Origin of the sequence: Bacillus sp. RC251, from assembly GCF_044908765.1 — a bacterium.
GTDB lineage: Bacteria > Bacillota > Bacilli > Bacillales > Bacillaceae_G > Bacillus_A > Bacillus_A wiedmannii.
In genome coordinates this window covers 170,853-189,279 of record NZ_JBIYDP010000001.1, presented here as the reverse complement: position 1 = coordinate 189,279, position 18,427 = coordinate 170,853, and the positions used below count along the sequence as shown (strand labels likewise).

20 protein-coding genes and 2 pseudogenes are annotated in these 18,427 nt (G+C 35.8%); 4 read left to right on the top strand and 18 right to left on the bottom strand.

The window, feature by feature from the left end:
* Window positions 1-1,125 carry an anti-sigma factor gene (locus ABH961_RS01000; RefSeq protein WP_098077652.1) on the top strand — a complete coding sequence of 375 codons (1,125 nt, stop codon included), beginning with the start codon at window positions 1-3 and terminating at the stop codon, window positions 1,123-1,125.
* Window positions 1,126-1,159: 34 nt separating this feature from the next.
* Here ABH961_RS01000 and ABH961_RS00995 read toward each other — a convergent pair whose 3' ends face one another.
* Window positions 1,160-2,137 carry an HD domain-containing protein gene (locus ABH961_RS00995; RefSeq protein ID WP_098144065.1) on the bottom strand — a complete coding sequence of 326 codons (978 nt, stop codon included), beginning with the start codon at window positions 2,135-2,137 and terminating at the stop codon, window positions 1,160-1,162.
* A 325-nt stretch (window positions 2,138-2,462) separates the two neighbouring features.
* Between ABH961_RS00995 and ABH961_RS00990 the strand changes: the two genes are divergently transcribed.
* Window positions 2,463-2,831, top strand: coding sequence for a DUF5412 family protein (locus ABH961_RS00990; RefSeq protein WP_098077647.1), 369 nt, complete (start codon window positions 2,463-2,465; stop codon window positions 2,829-2,831).
* 33 nt (window positions 2,832-2,864) lie between these two features.
* Here the strand turns inward: ABH961_RS00990 and ABH961_RS00985 are convergent, their stop codons facing one another.
* Window positions 2,865-3,971 carry a metallophosphoesterase gene (locus ABH961_RS00985; RefSeq protein ID WP_404518761.1) on the bottom strand — a complete coding sequence of 369 codons (1,107 nt, stop codon included), beginning with the start codon at window positions 3,969-3,971 and terminating at the stop codon, window positions 2,865-2,867.
* 146 nt (window positions 3,972-4,117) lie between these two features.
* Window positions 4,118-5,035 (bottom strand): alpha/beta hydrolase, encoded by a 918-nt coding sequence (locus tag ABH961_RS00980; protein ID WP_404518759.1) that lies wholly within the window; start codon window positions 5,033-5,035, stop codon window positions 4,118-4,120.
* 168 nt (window positions 5,036-5,203) lie between these two features.
* Here ABH961_RS00980 and ABH961_RS00975 point away from each other — a divergent pair, with 168 nt between their 5' ends.
* Window positions 5,204-5,737 (top strand): TetR/AcrR family transcriptional regulator, encoded by a 534-nt coding sequence (locus tag ABH961_RS00975; protein WP_404518757.1) that lies wholly within the window; start codon window positions 5,204-5,206, stop codon window positions 5,735-5,737.
* Between the two features lie 121 nt (window positions 5,738-5,858).
* Here the strand turns inward: ABH961_RS00975 and ABH961_RS00970 are convergent, their stop codons facing one another.
* The 15 genes and pseudogenes from ABH961_RS00970 to ABH961_RS00900 all read right to left on the bottom strand — a co-directional run bounded on the left by ABH961_RS00970 (window position 5,859) and on the right by ABH961_RS00900 (window position 18,102).
* The gene (locus ABH961_RS00970) at window positions 5,859-6,176 is read right to left on the bottom strand and encodes a ribonuclease E inhibitor RraB (RefSeq protein WP_098132612.1); all 318 of its coding nucleotides are present in this window, start codon (window positions 6,174-6,176) and stop codon (window positions 5,859-5,861) included.
* 14 nt (window positions 6,177-6,190) lie between these two features.
* Window positions 6,191-7,042 (bottom strand): leucine-rich repeat domain-containing protein, encoded by an 852-nt coding sequence (locus ABH961_RS00965; protein ID WP_098132607.1) that lies wholly within the window; start codon window positions 7,040-7,042, stop codon window positions 6,191-6,193.
* Window positions 7,043-7,065: 23 nt separating this feature from the next.
* Window positions 7,066-7,586, bottom strand: a pseudogene (locus tag ABH961_RS00960) (SMI1/KNR4 family protein).
* A gap of 64 nt (window positions 7,587-7,650) precedes the next feature.
* Complete coding sequence (locus ABH961_RS00955; RefSeq protein ID WP_404518755.1) at window positions 7,651-8,499, bottom strand: hypothetical protein; 849 nt, start codon at window positions 8,497-8,499, stop codon at window positions 7,651-7,653.
* 61 nt (window positions 8,500-8,560) lie between these two features.
* Entirely contained in the window at window positions 8,561-8,806 is a 246-nt protein-coding gene (locus ABH961_RS00950) for a hypothetical protein (RefSeq protein ID WP_048545279.1), read from the bottom strand.
* A gap of 384 nt (window positions 8,807-9,190) precedes the next feature.
* Window positions 9,191-10,264 carry a sulfate/molybdate ABC transporter ATP-binding protein gene (locus tag ABH961_RS00945; protein ID WP_048545357.1) on the bottom strand — a complete coding sequence of 358 codons (1,074 nt, stop codon included), beginning with the start codon at window positions 10,262-10,264 and terminating at the stop codon, window positions 9,191-9,193.
* A gap of 12 nt (window positions 10,265-10,276) precedes the next feature.
* Window positions 10,277-11,134 carry a sulfate ABC transporter permease subunit CysW gene (gene cysW / locus ABH961_RS00940; protein WP_048545281.1) on the bottom strand — a complete coding sequence of 286 codons (858 nt, stop codon included), beginning with the start codon at window positions 11,132-11,134 and terminating at the stop codon, window positions 10,277-10,279.
* 11 nt (window positions 11,135-11,145) lie between these two features.
* Window positions 11,146-11,973, bottom strand: coding sequence for a sulfate ABC transporter permease subunit CysT (gene cysT / locus ABH961_RS00935; RefSeq protein ID WP_048545283.1), 828 nt, complete (start codon window positions 11,971-11,973; stop codon window positions 11,146-11,148).
* A gap of 34 nt (window positions 11,974-12,007) precedes the next feature.
* Window positions 12,008-13,063, bottom strand: a complete 1,056-nt coding sequence (locus ABH961_RS00930) for a sulfate ABC transporter substrate-binding protein (protein WP_404518753.1) — start codon at window positions 13,061-13,063, stop codon at window positions 12,008-12,010.
* Window positions 13,064-13,285: 222 nt separating this feature from the next.
* Window positions 13,286-13,471 (bottom strand): annotated as a pseudogene (locus ABH961_RS00925) (S-layer homology domain-containing protein); the annotation flags it as partial.
* 114 nt (window positions 13,472-13,585) lie between these two features.
* Complete coding sequence (locus ABH961_RS00920; protein WP_000435469.1) at window positions 13,586-13,837, bottom strand: hypothetical protein; 252 nt, start codon at window positions 13,835-13,837, stop codon at window positions 13,586-13,588.
* 113 nt (window positions 13,838-13,950) lie between these two features.
* On the bottom strand, window positions 13,951-15,483 hold the full coding sequence (locus ABH961_RS00915; protein WP_404518752.1) for a fatty acid--CoA ligase family protein: 1,533 nt from the start codon (window positions 15,481-15,483) through the stop codon (window positions 13,951-13,953).
* 161 nt (window positions 15,484-15,644) lie between these two features.
* Window positions 15,645-16,073 carry a hypothetical protein gene (locus tag ABH961_RS00910; protein ID WP_098068671.1) on the bottom strand — a complete coding sequence of 143 codons (429 nt, stop codon included), beginning with the start codon at window positions 16,071-16,073 and terminating at the stop codon, window positions 15,645-15,647.
* 295 nt (window positions 16,074-16,368) lie between these two features.
* Window positions 16,369-17,358, bottom strand: a complete 990-nt coding sequence (lplA, locus tag ABH961_RS00905) for a lipoate--protein ligase (RefSeq protein WP_098077615.1) — start codon at window positions 17,356-17,358, stop codon at window positions 16,369-16,371.
* A 9-nt stretch (window positions 17,359-17,367) separates the two neighbouring features.
* Entirely contained in the window at window positions 17,368-18,102 is a 735-nt protein-coding gene (locus tag ABH961_RS00900; RefSeq protein ID WP_048545296.1) for an MBL fold metallo-hydrolase, read from the bottom strand.
* A 179-nt stretch (window positions 18,103-18,281) separates the two neighbouring features.
* Between ABH961_RS00900 and yhfH the strand changes: the two genes are divergently transcribed.
* Window positions 18,282-18,410, top strand: coding sequence for a protein YhfH (gene yhfH / locus ABH961_RS00895; RefSeq protein ID WP_000567010.1), 129 nt, complete (start codon window positions 18,282-18,284; stop codon window positions 18,408-18,410).
* The last annotated feature ends 17 nt before the right edge of the window (window positions 18,411-18,427 follow it).

Here is an 18,427-nt window from a genome sequence, read left to right as displayed (position 1 = left end):
ATGGGTTGTACAAAGTTTAAAAAACTGTGGGAGAAATACGAAAACGGAACGCTCACGCATGATGAACAAGAAGAGTTAGAAAGTCATATTGAGACTTGTGAAGAGTGTGAAGCGCATTTGGATGAATTGCTTGCGAAAAGTGAGCCGATAAAGAAAAGGTTACCACCACAAAATTTGAAAGTCCCGTTTTGGAGAATAAAGTGGAAACATCGCTTACAGACGCTTGGTTTCATCCTATCCATTTGTATCGTTATATATATAATCGGTGGAATATTATCTGCCTTTTATTTTCAATCTAATAACGATAAAAGGTTAGAAGAAATACGAAGTGTTCCCTCTCTTGCACTTGAAGCAACTATCCCAAATAGCCGCGTTATGGGGGGCGGAACGAATGTAGAAGCCTTTTTCCGTACGAACAGCCACTTTAATGTAGTAAAAACGGTCGGTAAAAAAGAAATACCACTCGGTACATTAGAAACGAGTAGCTTCTTATCATCTGTAAATGTCCTAAATAACTCTTGGATGAATACATTCTATCAGCCAAAGCTCTTCTTTGTTCACCCAAAAACAGAACAGGGTGATTATTTAAAGGAATCTTCAAAAAAGGTATGGGATACACTTGCAAAAGTACATGAAGGGACCGTTGCAGAAATCGCAATTTCTTTTGACAAAGCTTACACTTTAAAGGAGCTAGAACCACTTTTATATAACGTATTTGAAGCACAAGAACTCCCTCCAACTCCTTTATGGTACGCTTTAGATACGGGACAAGAAAAAACAAATGTAGAAGACCACATCCTACATGGCGGAGAAGCTATAGGATTTCCAGAACATATAAGATTCCTAGATAGTGACACAGAGAATCAGAAAACGCCCGAAGATACAGTTATTGAAATGATACGTATTCTTTCTACACATACAGAAACAGTAAGTAAAATAGCTATAATTCCTGAGAAAGAACTAAAATTAGATAAGCGCTATCAGTATGTAAAAGATAACGGCGTTAAAGTATACGGCATTGTCATTACTGGCCCGTCGAAAGAGTTATTAAAATTACAAAACTCACCGAATGTGCGTTATGCGACTCTTGGAGATATTGAGGTTTGGAATTGGTTTGATTATTAATGAGGAAAAGGAGAGCAAAGATATGCTCTCCTTTTTAATCCGAAATCACTTTCACATACATCCCTCTCACCGCTTTTTCATAAGCGACCTCACTCATCTGTCTTATGTTTTCTGATACGACAGACGATAAAACAACTTCACCTTCACGAAGTAACGGCGGATCAATGAGTCGGACTTTATTTTTCTGATACAAATCATAATCGTTTCTATCTTCTTTTACGTTTACATTCGAATGAATTTTTCTTAATAAAGCATGTACTTCTGAATCATTACACTGCTGCAATTTCGAAATAAGCTCATCATCTTCAAGAAGAAAGTCATCTGCATGAATAATCCTTTTATGAAGTGCTAACTTTAGCGTTTTCGCTAACATGTCGTTTCCGTAAATATTCATTGGTTTCATAAAGAAATCGATTACTTCTTTATAATACGTCTTTGTAAACCACTCTGCCATTTCGATACTTTGAAGAGCCATTTTCCCCTCTACTGCGATAATATCCTCTAAAAATCTATGCACCTCTTCTAAAGAAATATACCCATATGTATACATATCCCGCAACGTATAATCCACTCGGTCTGCGCATAATTCTGGCGCTGACCTTTCCAGTAACGTCCACTTCGAATCATCTAACAAAATGTCCTCATAGTTATAACCATACTTCGAAAGAATCGCTGGAATTTCTGAGTTTTTCACAACGGAACTAAATATCTCTTCATGATAACTTTCATTTCTATTATCAAAAACGTAATCAATCACATGAGAAAAAGCAGTATGTGATACGTCATGCAGTAAACCTGCAATTTGTTCTTCTACTGAACCACCTAGTTTTTTCACTAATAACATAACGCCAACAGAATGATCAAAGCGCGTTACATTCCATTTCTCGTTCATTAAATAACTTGCACCGGCTTGATGAATACCTTTCAGCCTTTGTACAGGCCTACTTAAAATTAATTCTTCTACTACTTTATCCACTTTAAATTCACCGTATAGTACATCTGATATGATCACTTATAATCCCCCTTTATTTCAGCAGCGTCTTTTAATCGTACCTTTTTTATAAAATCGATATCAATATAAATTATAAATATATTGATATCAAAGTATAAATGTCATTTATACATGTCTGTTATTTCTTTTAATTCATTTGTTTTTATTGAGCGCTCCTTATGTGGAGCCTTTTTTTATTGAAAAATGTGTGGACTTTCATTCCAAATCGTGAACAGGACGCTAGAAATAGAAACGGACATATTCCGGTGAGGAAAAGGAGAACATTGCCAGTTTTATTCCTTTTTGATTTAATACATATATAGCCATTAAGGGAAAGAGGGGAAACATGAAAAAGATTTTCTTCACCATTCTATTCATCATGATTGTATTCATTAGTTTAGGATATTGGAAATTCTTTACTTTATCTGGGCTTTCAGGCGGTGAAAAGATTCAATCCATACACTCACCAGATAAAACATATACTTTGCATATATACAGGCATAATGGCGGCGCAACGACTAGCTTTGCTATAAGAGGAGAGCTTGTAGCAAATAATAAAAAATTTATGAACAAGAAAAATATATACTGGAATTATCGTGAAGAAGATGCAACTGTACAATGGTTAGACGATCATACAGTAATGATTAATAATCATAAATTACATGTAGAGACGGACACGTATGATTTTAGAAAAAATGAAAGAGAAAAGGACTGACATTTATCAGTCAGCCCTTTTCTCTTTATCCCACTATTCAAACGTAACTTCCACCTGCACAATCTCAGATCTACTTCCCAGTCTTAATGGTGGTCCCCAGAATCCGAAACCAGAAGAAACAATCGCGTGGAATGCACCTTTTTGTGCGTATCCCCAGTCTAATTCGTACATTCTTCTCGTTACAATATGATTCGGCGCCATTTGTCCACGGTGCGTGTGGCCGGATAGTAGTAAATCGACGCCAGCCTCCGCTGCTTGTTTCAACTCGAATGGTTGATGATCCATTGCGATAACTGGCATAGATTTATTTACCGTACTCATTAGATTTTCAAAGCTTTGACGATCTCGCTCTGTTTTATCTCTTCTTCCGACGAGGTAAAATTGATCTTCAATTGTAATCACTTCATCTAACAGAATACGAATATCAATCTTATCCATCTCTTGTAAAAATTCAGGAACTGCTCGTCCATAATATTCGTGGTTTCCTAACACACCATATACGCCTAATGGAGCTTTCATTTGTTTCATAATTGGTCCCATATTTTTTTGAATGAACACACCTGGATGGTCATCGATAATATCACCTGGCAGTAAAATAATATCAGGCTCCATCTCATTTACATGACGGACAAGTCTTTTTAAATGCGAAACGCCAGATAATTTACCGAAATGCATATCTGAAGCCATCGCAATGCGTAACCTTTTACGTCTCTCTACTTTTTTCGGTATGTGCACCTCATATTTTCTAACTACTGGGCTATATGCGTTGAATACTCCATACGCAAAAATAAAGATGAACGCAAGTAACACGGCCGTTCCTGTCCAAATAATTGCCGTCTCTTTCTCCACCCCAAACTGTAGAAGGAAAACTGTAATATCAGCAAGTGGCAATAACATAAGCGCGTATTGTATGACCGCAAACCAAATTGAACCGACTGTTCGTAGGAATGGAAGGAACTTAAACACTTGCACGAGAATGTACGCATATGAAATAAATCCGACTACGAAAGCGTAATATCCCCAAGACTCCCAGCCGAATACGGCATGAAGCCAAACCCAGCCGTTCCAGCCAATGTAAAACATAAGTAGTGTGTATATAATTAATATCGTAAATATATTGAGATAACGAAGATTCTTCACAACTAGCCTCCTTATTGATTTCTTCTATTATATCTTGTTATGCACTTTTAACGTAAATATTAAGCACAGCAATCTTCACAATAAAAACCTCTAACTGCTAGATGCAAACCTAACAATTAGAGGTGCAATTCAAAACAAAATTACTTTTACAGATTTTCATTATAGAAACTTGTTAATTTTTCAACTGCAATTTTTACTGGTTCTGGTTGGTCATATAAATCGTAATGACTCGCACCTTCCACAACAAGTAAATCTTTTTTCTCTGAAGCTGCTTTCTTATACAGCTCATGACCATCTTTATAAGAACCGAATGCCCCTTGCTTACTGCCGACAATAATTTGCAGCGGCTGTGTTAATAATGTATCTGCTAAATGGAACGCATCAAAACCAATTACCGATCCCATACTCGTAAAGTTTAACTTATTTGGCGAATTCACACTTTGACCTCGCGGCGTTGTGTAATACTCAACTGCTTCTACAATATCTATATCCGTCATACCTGCTGTCTTTAATTCCTCCTCATTTTTAGGAATCCAGTTTGTAATCATTGCCTCTGCTCCGCGCGCTTCAGAAGTACGTTGTTTACCAATCGCCTCTAACACCCCGATTGGATCCGCTTCACGGTTTAATCGGCCAATATTTGCACCAACAACTGTGCCAACTGCTTTAATGCGGCGCTCCGTCATCGCAGCATTTACCGCATAACCTCCTCCTGCACAAACACCTAACACACCGATACGTTCTTCATCTACATAAGGAAGAGTAGTTACATAATCTACCGCTGAGCGAATATCTTCAACGCGCACAGCTGGTTCTTCCATATATCTCGGTGCACCTTCACTTTCACCTTGATACGATGCATCAAACGCAAGCGTTACATAACCTTGTTCTGCTAACTTCTCCGCATATAATCCTGCTGTTTGATCTTTACAGCTACTACCTGGATGAACACAAACAATCGCTGCATTTTGTTTCTTTTCCTCAGCACCTACAGGAATATTTAAAATACCTGCAACTTGTAATCCTCTTGCATAAAAACGTACATTTCTCTTCGTAACTGCCATATATAAAACCACCCTTACTTTATTTTTAATTTACACTTGTGAGAGTTAATACTCACGTGTATATTTATAATAAAGCGAGCAACCACTTGTTTCAATGACCACATTTACGCATTTGGGTGATAATACACACATAATGAAATATGTGTATCAATAACGGAGGAACACCATATGGAGAAAATCGATAGAAGAATTATAAAATCACAAAACGCCATTCAATCCGCATTTATCGAAATGTTAATTGAAGATGGCTTTGATGAAATTACAGTAAAAAACATTACAGAAAAAGCAAACATCGGAAGAAAAACTTTCTACCTACACTACCTAGATAAATACAATTTATTAGACAAAATTGTAGACGACCATTTAAATCAATTAAGAGAAATATGCGATATAAAACAAACAAAAGGCTATATAGAAGGAACTGTCATATGGTTTGAATACTTCAAAGAACACAAACCATTTTTCGCAGCATTATTTAAAAGTAACAGCACATTATCATTTCAAAAAAAATTATTAACTTTCATCATGGACGAAATAGAGAAAAAGTTAAACACAAACACATCAATAAATAAAAACATCATTTTAAAGTTTTTAGGAACGGCTGTAATGGGCATTTTGGAATCTTACGTGTTGGATGAGATTGATAATGATGTTGAGTATGTTGCAACGCAGGTTGGGGAATTGATGAAGAGAAATATATAAAGGTTATGAAAAAGTGCACCCAGATTGTTGGGTGCACTTTTTATATTTATCACCTCACATATTAATTGCATCAATATAATACAGCGTATCGTCCATCTGAAAATACATAACAGATCCATTATTAAACAAATGTCCCCCAACCATCTGTATACCCACCGAATTCTTCACTCAGTTTATTTAATTCCTTTTGCATCTCTACAATATCCTCATAAATTAAGAACATTTCTTTAGAACAAGTACAAGTCCAATCTTCAAATTCTTCATTATAATCTAATTCACAATTTAAGCCCTGCCCTTGTAGTCTGCCAATTATTTTTTCTCCATTACCTTGATCAGGAATTGCAATAAAGAAATCTACTATGTGTTTTTTATTAAAATCTACACCCTGTTTATATAACATATTTAATACTTGTCCATCTTCATCTTTTGGGAATTTCATTTTTTTTCCTTTCATTATACCTTTTTAAAAGATAACTTTTTATGTGAATAATGTTTCTTATCTGTAAAGCTCACATATTCTATTCCTTCACAAAAACTTAAATCACCATCGACAACAGTACTACCTACAAAAGAAAAACAATTTAGTTCTTTTAAATTTTTTGTAAAACCTATTGTTGGTATATCTCCGCAGTCTAATAAACGTAATATTTCTAGAGACTCTAAATATTGAATACTACAGAATTTTTCTATATTTTTACACATCTCGATTTCCAAATTAGTCAATTTTTCACTTGTATATTTTAGAAATTCTAGTGATTTTAATGTACGAAGATAAAATAATTGTAAAGACTTTAAGTTTCCGAAATTTTCAATTCCACTAAGTGAATCAATTTTTGATTGAGTAACTCTAAAGTATTCTAGCCCTCGTAATTTTTCTAATTCCTTCAAGTCTCTATTTTTAGGACTGTATTTCCATAAAGAAAGTGATTTTAAAGTACACATTTCCTGTAAACCTGTTATTTTTTTATCACAGTACATACTTAAATTTTCTAAGTTTTTTACTCTATCCAACTCTAATACGTAATTAGACTCAACTATTGCTAAGTCTTTAAGATTTTTTAAATTGTATATACTAGATACATCTTTTAAAAACATGTTATCTAACATTAAATGCGTAATATTTTCACACTCATTCAAAAAATTAATATCTTCTAGTTCATAGTACATATCAGATATTTGCACTCCAGAAATATTAAATCTATTAATATATTCGATACATTCACCTAAGTTTTTTTGAGATACTAATACAGTTTCCCCGTCTATATCTTCTCTAACATAAAAACCATTTTTATATTTTAAGTTCATCTACTCCTCCTCGACCATTACATTTACTTATAATCTATACGCACCGCTTCTTCTAATAATAAATCCAACCATTCTTCCATAGTTCCTAAATCTCGTAAAACTTTCTTATTTCTTAAATGTAATTCTAATACTCTATTCTCTTCGCTAATAGCATATATTGTGCCCAAATCCATTGAATCTGCAAAGACAAAATATGAATCAGGAATTTTTTAGAAGCATATAGTTGTTGAAAGCTATACAAATCAAACGGTTGAAAATATTCTTCCTCATCAGAAAGACCACCAATTTTCGGCTGCCCTGCTATACGAACTAAATTCGCCAAAAAACTTCCGTTCATAAGAGATAGTAGATATTTATATGGTTCCGGAAATCCAGTTTCCATCTCATCTTCAAACACTTGAATTTCTTCTTTACTAAGAGGCGGATTTATCACATTCATCCAATTAACTTTATCTACATTCCCAAATACCCTAGTTCCAATTCTTACCGTTTTTGTATCTTTCCCATATACAGGTTCCAATTTTTTTATAATAATATTGTGCATAATTTCAACTCTTTTCATATAAACTTAACACTCTAATACATTTTGCTTTCTTTCCATTATTCCTTCACATATTAAGTACATCGATATAATAAAGCCTATCATCCATCTGAAAATACATAACAGATCCACGGCTATAATAAGCAACAAATTGAATCGGTTCCCCAAGTTCATTACGAAGATTTATATCATGCACATGATCATTATTTAAATCATAAACAACCAATTTTTTATCTTGCGTAATGAATACTACTTTGTCTTGAGCAACCGCAAAACTTTCCGACCGTATTTCCTTAATTACATTTATTTCATTCCATGACATATGAATTTCTTTATCTTTCATTTGAACTAAAGGAAATTCTGAATAATAATAGAGCCAAACGTCTCCATCTATAACGTTCATTGCATAACAATCATCTATAGGCGGTACATTAAACCTTTCTACATATTGATCATAACTATCAAAAATCAATTGACCTTTAGAATCAAAAGCAACTATACCATTTACTCCAATTGGGCACTCTCCGAAAACCCCTTCATCACAATAACTAATCCATATATCTCCATTCACATCAACCTGACAATCTTGAATCCCTTCTCCGGCATAAAACTTACAATACTCACTTCCATCTGCATTATAAATAACCGCGTTATCACCTTCATAATTAAATATAAGCAACCATCTCTCTCCTATTTGTTGCATACATTGGACAGATTCAACATCAATATCCACATTTAAATTGAAACTCTTTATATGTAAATTATTTTTATCCAAATAAATTATACAAGGCTGATCCGTATTCTTTTGTACGAGTAACATTACATTTTGTTTATAATCCAAACTCATTTTTCTAAACTGATACGCTTCAACAATAGACTTGAAACTTTTTAACTCTTTACAGACGATATCTTTCATATAGATGAAAATCCTCTCATTGATTCTAAATATAAAAGTTGTAAAAAATGCACCCAAACTATTAAGGGAGTAAATCCCCAAATATATCAATCCATTCCTCTAAAACCCTACCAAAATCATTAATATTATCTTTTTCATCAAAGCCTTTTTCAATTAACTCATCTGCTAAAATGTCTCTTAGCTCATGTATTGTTTCAATTTCTAATACACGAAAATCCTTACAATCTATAACCCATAATAATTCAGGGGCATTTTCCCGTAATATCTGTTGTAATAATTCTTTTGTATCCTGCTTAAAATTATACAAGTTGATTTTTCCTTTCTATCTTATATGATTTCAGTAATCCAAAGACATCTTCTTTCTTCTTACCTAAGAATTTAATGAATTTCAGAAAGAAACTCAATAAAAAAAATGTAAGACTATAAGGAAAGATAGTAATTCTGACTCTTTATCGACAATGTCCCATTTTCTATTCCATAATTCATTACATTGAATTAAAATTTTTATATAAAAATTATCATTAAACAAGGTGTAATATCTATTTTATTTACGATTAATAAATAGTGGAAACACAAGAAATCAAGGCCATTCAATTTCTTTTCTTCATTACCTATTCCCCCTGAAAATCCATACCTCAAAACAAAAAAATACGCTCCCTATACATATTCATAAAGGAACCGCACCTTATTATTAAATAACAAAATCCTCTGGAATAAACACCTTCACTTCTTTCGGCTGTACATATACAACATCACCTGCTTGAATGCTGAGCTGCTTGAACTGTTCTTTACTTATTTCTGCTTCTAAATACTCATCTGTTCCGTCTCGTTTTAATTCTACATATACGACAGGTCCAACTGCGTGAGAGTATGATACTTTTGCAGGGATTGCATCTACGCTTTGTTTCGTACGAGAGATGGATAAGTGATGCGGCCTTACGTAAGCTACTCCGTCTACGTTTGAAACGTGCTTATGCTCTGGTGCTTCTAGTTCCACTGATCCTACATTCAGCTTACCTTTATGGACGCGGCCGTGAAATAAATTTACATTTCCTAAAAAGTCATACACGAACGGGCTTGCTGGGTTTTCATATACTTCTTCTGGTGTTCCCATTTGTTCAATGCGCCCTTCATTCATTACAACGATGCGGTCCGCAACGTCTAGTGCTTCTTCTTGATCATGCGTTACGAATACGCTCGTAATTTGAAATTCGTCATGTAGTTTCCGAAGCCACCTTCGTAATTCTTTTCTCACTTTTGCATCAAGTGCACCGAACGGTTCATCGAGTAATAAAATTTTCGGTTCAACTGCAAGTGCCCGCGCTAGTGCGATACGCTGTCGTTGTCCGCCAGATAGTTGTGCTGGGTAACGTTTGGCGAAACCATCCATTTTTACTAGTTTCAATAGTTCTGTTACTTTTTCTTCTATCACTTCTGCTGATGGTCTTAAGCTTTTCTTTCTTACCTTTAAGCCGAAAGCGACATTTTCAAATACATTCATATGTTTAAAGAGCGCATAATGCTGGAAGACGAAGCCAACTTGCCGATTTTTCACATGAATGCTCGTTAAGTCTTCCCCATCAAATGATACAGACCCGCCATCCGCTTCTTCTAATCCGGCAATAATTCGTAATAACGTCGTTTTCCCAGAACCTGACGGGCCTAATAAGGCGACAAGTTCGCCTTTTGGAATATCCAAATGAATATCTGTTAGCGCCTGAAATGTACCATACTGCTTTGATACATTTTGAATTTGAATACTCACCATACTCCCCCCTTATTGTCGTTTTTCCATTCTCCATTCAATCCAGTTTTTTATAACGAGCGTAAGAACAGCGATGAGTGACATTAAAGTCGCCACAGCGAACGCTGCTGAAAATTGATATTCATTGTACAAAATTTCAATGTGAAGCGGCATCGTATTCGTAACGCCGCGTACGTGACCTGATACAACAGAAACTGCTCCGAACTCACCGATAGCACGGGCATTACATAGGATCATGCCGTATAAAAGACCCCATTTTATATTTGGAAGCGTAACGCGCCAAAACATTTTCCAGCCGCTTGCGCCAAGTGATAGCGCTGCCTCTTCTTCACTTTTCCCTTGCGCTTGCATAATTGGAATTAGTTCACGTGCAACGAATGGGAATGTTACAAAGATTGTTGCGATAATAATCCCTGGAACAGAGAAAATGAGTTTCACTCCATGTTCGAGTAACCATTCACCCAGAGCCCCCCTCGGTGTGAAGAGTAAAACGAATACTAATCCTGCGATAACTGGTGACACAGCAAATGGCAATTCAATAAGAGAAAGCAATATTTGTTTTCCTTTAAACTGAAATTTAGTAATAAGCCATGCAGCCGCTATCCCGAATATCGTATTAAGCGGTACGACGATACATGCAACGAGAAGCGTTAACCTAATTGCTGAAAATGCTTCTTGATCTGTTACGGCTGCAACGTATACATCAATCCCTCGTTCGAAAGCCTTTAGAAAAATTGTGATGAGCGGCAGTAATAGAAAGAGAGATAAAAATAAAACTGTAATCGTAATGAATACAATTGGTACAAACCTAGATTCTTTTTTAGGTGATTTGCTTTTTACTATTTTCTTTTCTAGTAATGTTGGTTCCATTTTCTCCCCTCCTATTCGCTTTTCAGTTCATGCCTTCTACTCCAGCTTTGAATCATATTGATAAGAAGAAGGAAAAGGAGAGAAATAATAAGCATGACAGTCGCTACAGCTGTTGCGCCCGCATAATCATATTGTTCTAGTTTTGTCATAATCATCAGTGGTGCAATTTCTGTTTTCATCGGCATATTTCCTGCGATGAAAACGACAGATCCGTATTCTCCTAATGCCCGTGCAAATGCGAGTGAAAAACCCGCTAGAAGAGCGGGAAAGATTTCTGGTAAAATGATTTTCACAAATATTTGAAAGCGTGATGCCCCTAAACTCGAGGCCGCTTCTTCTATTTCTTTATCAATATTTTGAAGCACCGGTTGCACCATCCGAACGACAAATGGTAAACCGATAAAAGTAAGCGCAACGATTATTCCAAGTTGTGTGAATGCTACTTTTATATGAAACACACTTAATATTTTTCCAATCCAGCCATTTTCCGCATATAAAGTGGTAAGTGTAATACCAGCTACAGCTGTAGGCAGGGCAAACGGTAAATCAATGAGTCCATCTAATAGTCGTTTCCCTGGAAATGTGTAGCGAACGAGTACCCAAGCAATTAATAAGCCGAAAATGGCATTTACAACGGCCGCTGCAAATGAAGTTGTCAAGCTAACTTGATAGGAATGTAACACACGCTCGTTCGTTATAACCTCTACAAACTTCTTCCAACCTAACTGTGAAGTTTGAATAAATACGATAGAAAGTGGTATAAGTACGAATAAACTCATATACAGCATTGTAAACCCAAGAGATAATCCAAACCCTGGTAAAACACGTTTCTTTCTCATCTTCTTTCACCTCATCCCCCTTTAGCAGCGCTCATTATTTTTGATACATTTTATCGAATACGCCGCCGTCATTAAAGTGTTTTTCCTGTGCTTTTTTCCAGCCACCAAATAGTTCATCTACTGTAAATAATTGAATCTTTGGAAATTGAGATGCGTATTTTTCTGCTACTTTTTCATTACGAGGACGATAAAAGTTTTTCGCCGCAATTTCCTGCCCTTTTTCTGAGTACAAATATTCCAAATATCCTTCTGCTACTTTTTTCGTCCCTTTTTTATCAACGACTTTATCTACAACCGCTACTGGTGGTTCCGCAAGTACACTAATAGAAGGGATTACAATTTCAAATTTATCTTTTCCAAGTTCTTTTTGTGATAACAACGCTTCATTTTCCCAAGCGATTAATACGTCTCCAATTCCTTTTTCAACAAATGTTGTCGTTGCTCCGCGTGCTCCTGAATCAAGTACTTCCACGTTTTTATAAATTTGACCAACAAACTCTTTCGCCTTATCTTCACTATTATTATATTTTTTCAGTGCGTATCCCCACGCGGCTAAATAGTTCCAACGTGCTCCGCCTGATGTTTTCGGATTAGGCGTAATGACAGACACACCTTTTTTCGTTAAATCATCCCAGTCTTTAATTCCTTTCGGGTTTCCCTTTCGCACTAGAAATACAATTGTTGATGTGTACGGAGTTGAATTATCCGCAAATCGCTTCTGCCAGTCTTCTGCTAACAGTTTCTTCTTACTAATCGCATCAATATCATAAGCAAGCGCTAACGTAACAACATCGGCTTCTAAACCATCAATAACAGAACGCGCCTGACTTCCAGATCCTCCGTGTGATTGTTTTACATTTACCGTTTGCCCATTCTTCTCTTTCCAATACTTCGCAAATTCTTTATTGAAGTCTTGATATAATTCCCTAGTTGGATCATACGAAACATTTAACAGCTCAACTGTTTTTTTATCTCCACTTCCTTCAGAATTACTAGTGGATGTTGCCGAACCACACCCTGATAAAAGCACAACTGCTGATAATACAATACCTGTACTTTTCATAAACGCTGTCTTACCCCACTTTTTCATTGTTAAGCCCCCTTAGTTTATATAATAGAAAAAGGCACACAATATATTCACAAAAGTGAACATTGTGCGCCTTCAGTTTATCTGATTAGCTTCTCATGTATTTTATTCTATTCGATTTCTTTTCATTTTAATTCCGTAATTCATATGTGTCAACTTGGATTTCGTTTTTTCTTCCTAAATAAAAATCAGTGAGGATCGTCCCTCACTGATTACAGTTTCAATTTATTTCTTTAACTTATCCGTCTTCGCAATAAATTGCGCTGCTTCCGCGCGGCTTACTGCTTTATCTGGAGCCCAGCCATTATCTGTTCCAACTGAAATGTTTTCTTGGATTAAAATATTGGCATACTTCGCACCCCAATGATTGTTTAAGTCAGCAAATTTTTTTGGTAGTTTCATATTTTCATTTGTTTACTTTTTATAAGTTTTAAAAATAACATAGTATGTATCAGCTGCTTTTATATAAATATACGCAACGCAACTACTTAATTAATAGCGATTATCAATTAAGCACAAAAAATATCATCTCCTGCACAAATATGCCTTTCGTTCATTTTTAAATAGTAAATAATGAGCCGTATGAACCTTTCTCTCTAAATAATCAATAGAATACGAGCTTGATGGATCGACTAAATCACCTATCGCACCTGAAAGATGATCGATTACTTGCTGCAGTATTTCTAAGTTTTTCTTCTCACTTTCAGCGTTCATTTCATCCATAATGTCACAAATAAGGTATTGAACTCTCCGTAAACGTAATTCCTTTTGCTCCACGTATATCTCCTCCTTATTAGTCATATTACGGTTTAAATATATGGGGCTATAGCTTAACCAATTCTAAAAAATACAAAGGCAACCACCTTCATAAAGATGGTTGCCCCCCATTTTTAAACTTGCATCGCTTTCTCTTTTAACGCTCTTCTTAACAACTTACCCGTCGTATTCTTCGGTAGCTCTGTTAAAAACTCAATACTCTTTGGTACTTTATATTTTGCTAAATGTAACGTGCAATAATACATAAGTTCCTCTTCTGTTACGTTAGCTTGTTTCAAAACGACGTATGCTCGTACTGCTTCTCCTAAGTTTTCATCAGGAACGCCAATTACGACAACTTCTGCTACAGATTCGTGTGTATATAATACTTCCTCTACTTCACGAGGGTATACGTTATAACCGCCAACTAAGACGATATCTTTTTTACGATCAACGATATAGAAGTAACCTTCTTCATCCATTTTCGCTAAGTCACCTGTATACAGCCAACCATCTTTCAATGTCGCTGCTGTATCTTCTGGCGCGTTATAGTATCCTTTCATAACGTTAGGTCCGCGAACAATTAATTCACCGACTGCACCGACAGGTACTTCTTCCCCAAGTTCGTTCACAATTTTATTTTCTACATGCCAAATATTTGTACCGATTGACCCAGGTTTACGCGGACGATCTAGCGGGTTAAAACAAGTAACTGGTGATGCTTCTGATAAACCGTATCCTTCTGAAACGATTACGTCAAAACGTTTTTCAAAGTTTTGCAGAAGAGCAACTGGCATTGACGCACCACCTGAAATACAAAGACGAAGCGTCTTCACATCTTCTGCGCTTGCTTCTTCGAATAAATATAAATAATTGTACATCGTCGGTACACCAGCAAAAATCGTTGGCTCGTACGTACGACAAATACGGAATACTTCTTTCGGACTAAATTTCGGTAACATTAAAATAGTTGCTCCGTTCACAATCGGTGCATTTACCGCCACTGTTAAGCAAAATACATGGAACATTGGCAAAGCCGCAACGACGCGATCATCAGCAGTATATTGTAAATACGACGCTACATCGCTCGCATTACTATATAAGTTTTTATGTGTTAACATCGCACCTTTCGGTTTTCCAGTTGTACCTGAAGTGTATAGAATAACCGCTACATCTTCTTCATCTAATTCTGGGCCTTCAAAAGTTAAATCTCCAGCCCCTATCATTCTCGTAAACGTTTTCATTTTTTCGGTTTCTGTATAGTTAAAATCTGATGAGGTTTCGCATATGATGATGTTTTCAAGTGAAGGAAGTCTTGTTGTAAGAGATTGTATAACAGGTAGAAGGACGTCGAGTACGATGATTGTTTTTACATCTCCATTTTGTAAAATATAATGCATTTCGTCTGCTGTATAAATTGGATTAACTGGAATGACAGTTGCTCCAGCTTTCATTGTTCCGTATAAACCGACCAAAAAATGTGGTGAGTTTCCAACAACTAATGCGACATTGTCCCCTTTTCCAATGCCCATTTCTGCTAAATTGCCAGAAAACCTTGTGACCATTTTGTTTAATTGGTCATACGAGACCGACTGATCCATAAATATATAAGCCGGTTTATCCCCCTTCTTTTTCGCCGTTTCAGCCAAAGATTGAACGAGATTCACACAAACCCCACCTTTATAAAATTTAGAATATTTAAAAATTCTAAATTAATTATATTAAAAGAAAATTAAAGTGGCAAGTGATATTCCATTAACTGCATATAAACAGATCACCTCCTCTTAGTTTACTTTGGAAGGATAAGTGGATTTTGTATGCAAGTAATTTATGAAACTAGGCCAAAAATCATTTCAGGATAATATGCACTCATCTTTTCTCTAAGTTTAGTAAGTTCCTCTTTATTTAACGTCGTGTGCTCTCCAAACAAGTTAATCGCGTCCGCTCCATCTTCATGAAAATACAACGTAACATATAATGTCGGTAACCCTGTATTGTCTTCATCTATTGAAAAAACGACATCTGGTGTCTTATTAACAGTGCTGAATGTTTCATTTCTTTTCCACTTCTTATTTTGAAACATGTCTTGTATTTCCTGTATCTTTCGTCTGTTATCTGTATGCGTAAAATATATAACATTATCTTTCGCTGGCTTTCCAATCGATAAAAGTGTGCGACTTGAGGACGTTTCATCGTTACAAGCTGTCATTCCGATGACGAAGCTGAGTAATAATACAACGTACATTACCCTTCTCATTTCAATTCGCCTCCTTTTGAATATATATATTCCTTTATAAGGGGCAAATGTCCTGTGATTTTATGGTGAATGAAATTATATAAACGATTTTCCGAATATATCGACCACAACTCGAAATATATCAGCGATTTTCCATATATATCGACTGCAACTCAAAATATATCAGCGATTTTCCATATATATCGACCGCAACTCGAAATATATCAGCGATTTTTGAAATATATCGACTTACCGACAAAACGCGATAATCTACGAAAAAAAAAGAGGCTGTCCGTTACGGCAGCCTCCCTTATTTTTAGAAGAACAAATGTAAGAAATCTTCTGTTGTAATATTACCGAAGTAGCGTTTAATATCTACGCCTTCTAAAGCTACAGTGAATGCATCTTTATCAAATTGTACACCTGTTAGACGCTCTTCAATGTCATGCACATCTAATGAACCGAAGAAGTCACCGTAAATTTTACATTCTGTTACTGTTCCTTTTTTCACTTCAAGACGAACGTCAACTTGTCCAACTGGGAAGCGGTGTGAATGTTGTAAGTTGAACTTCGGAGATTTTCCGTAGTTCCAATCCCAATTTTGGTAACGTTCTTCAGAAAGTTTATGGATCTCTTTCCAATCATTTTCTGTTAATTCGTACGTCGGAATTTCTGTTTCCCCTTCAAAAATTGTTTCTAGAAGAAGTTGTCTAAACTCTTCTGTCGTCATTTCTTCGTTTAGGAACTCTGTAATATTCGCAACGCGGCTACGGATTGATTTAATGCCTTTTGATTGAATTTTATCCATTTTTACTTTTAACGCTGATACGACGTGATCGATTTCAGAGTCAAATAGTAACGTACCGTGACTAAACATACGACCTTTCGTTGAGAACTGCGCGTTACCTGAAATTTTTCTACCTTCAGCTAAAATGTCGTTACGACCACTTAGTTCTGCATTTACGCCTAATTTACCAAGCGCTTTCGTTACAGGCTCTGTGAATTTTTTGAAGTTGCTGAAACTGTCTCCATCATCTTTCGTAATAAAGCTGAAGTTTAAGTTTCCTAAATCGTGATATACTGCGCCTCCGCCTGATAGACGACGAACGACATGAATTCCTTGTTCTTTTACGTAATCAGCATTAATTTCTTCTACTGTGTTTTGGTTTTTACCAATGATAATAGAAGGTTCGTTAATGTAGAACAGTAAATATGTTTCGTTAATATCTAAATTCTTCACACAATATTCTTCAATTGCTAAGTTTATTCTAGGATCTGTAATCCCTTTATTATCAATAAATAACATCGTATCACCTCATGAATTCCATACGTAGCCACTATGCGCTAGCGTAATATGGCCACTGAAAATTTGTTTTGCTTCTGTTACTAAATCAGATGTGTTGCCTGTATGCGGTAAGTGCGTTAATAAAAGTTCTTTTACATTTGCATCTTTTGCAATACTTGCCACTTCTGTACTATTCATATGCCCTGCTTTTGCAGCCTCTTGATGTGCATACATATTACACTCACAAATGAAAAGATCAGCATCTTTTGTGAATGGAATGAATTCAGGAATATAACTGGAATCTGCGCTATATACTACAGCGTCACTACCAGCTGTAATACGCATCGCAAAGCATGTAACAGGATGAACAGTTTTTAAGAATGAAATCGAGAACGGTCCAACTTGAAGTGTTTCTTCTGGGTTGTACGCGATTCCTTTCGTATGTGGTTCATGCGTTAAAGACTGGAATCCATTCTCGTCAAACGTATGACCGTATATTGGTAATTCCGGTAGTTGTCCCTTTGTCGCACTCGTAATTAATCTCGCATATTGCAATACCCCAATGTCTGCAACATGATCGTGATGATAATGCGAAAGTACAACTGCATCTATATCAGATGGTGTTATATATTTTTGAAGCTGTGCTAGTACACCACTACCACAGTCGACAAGTAAACGAAAACCATCGTGTTCAAACAAATATCCCGACGTTGCTTCTCCCGCTTCTGGAAAGCCGCCCCAAAAGCCGACAACAGTCATTTTCATATGTATCCATCCTTTCTAAAACCGAGTAGGAATGCATGTTTCACTTACATCCTACATTGTTAACTATAATCCATTTCCTAAACTTTTTCATTAATTTTCATTTTGTTATAAAACAGTTGTTGACTTTTATTTTTTGTACTAATACAATGATAGTAAGAAATGGAAATGGAGGGATTGACATGATCGATCAACCAATGGAGTTTTTCAGAAATTTACCAACAAAAACTTGTGCACATTGCGGGAAAGAAATTGATGAGCAGCACGAAGCATACCATAACAAATGTGATGACTGCGTTCACGAAGAATAGTAGTTTATGAACATAAA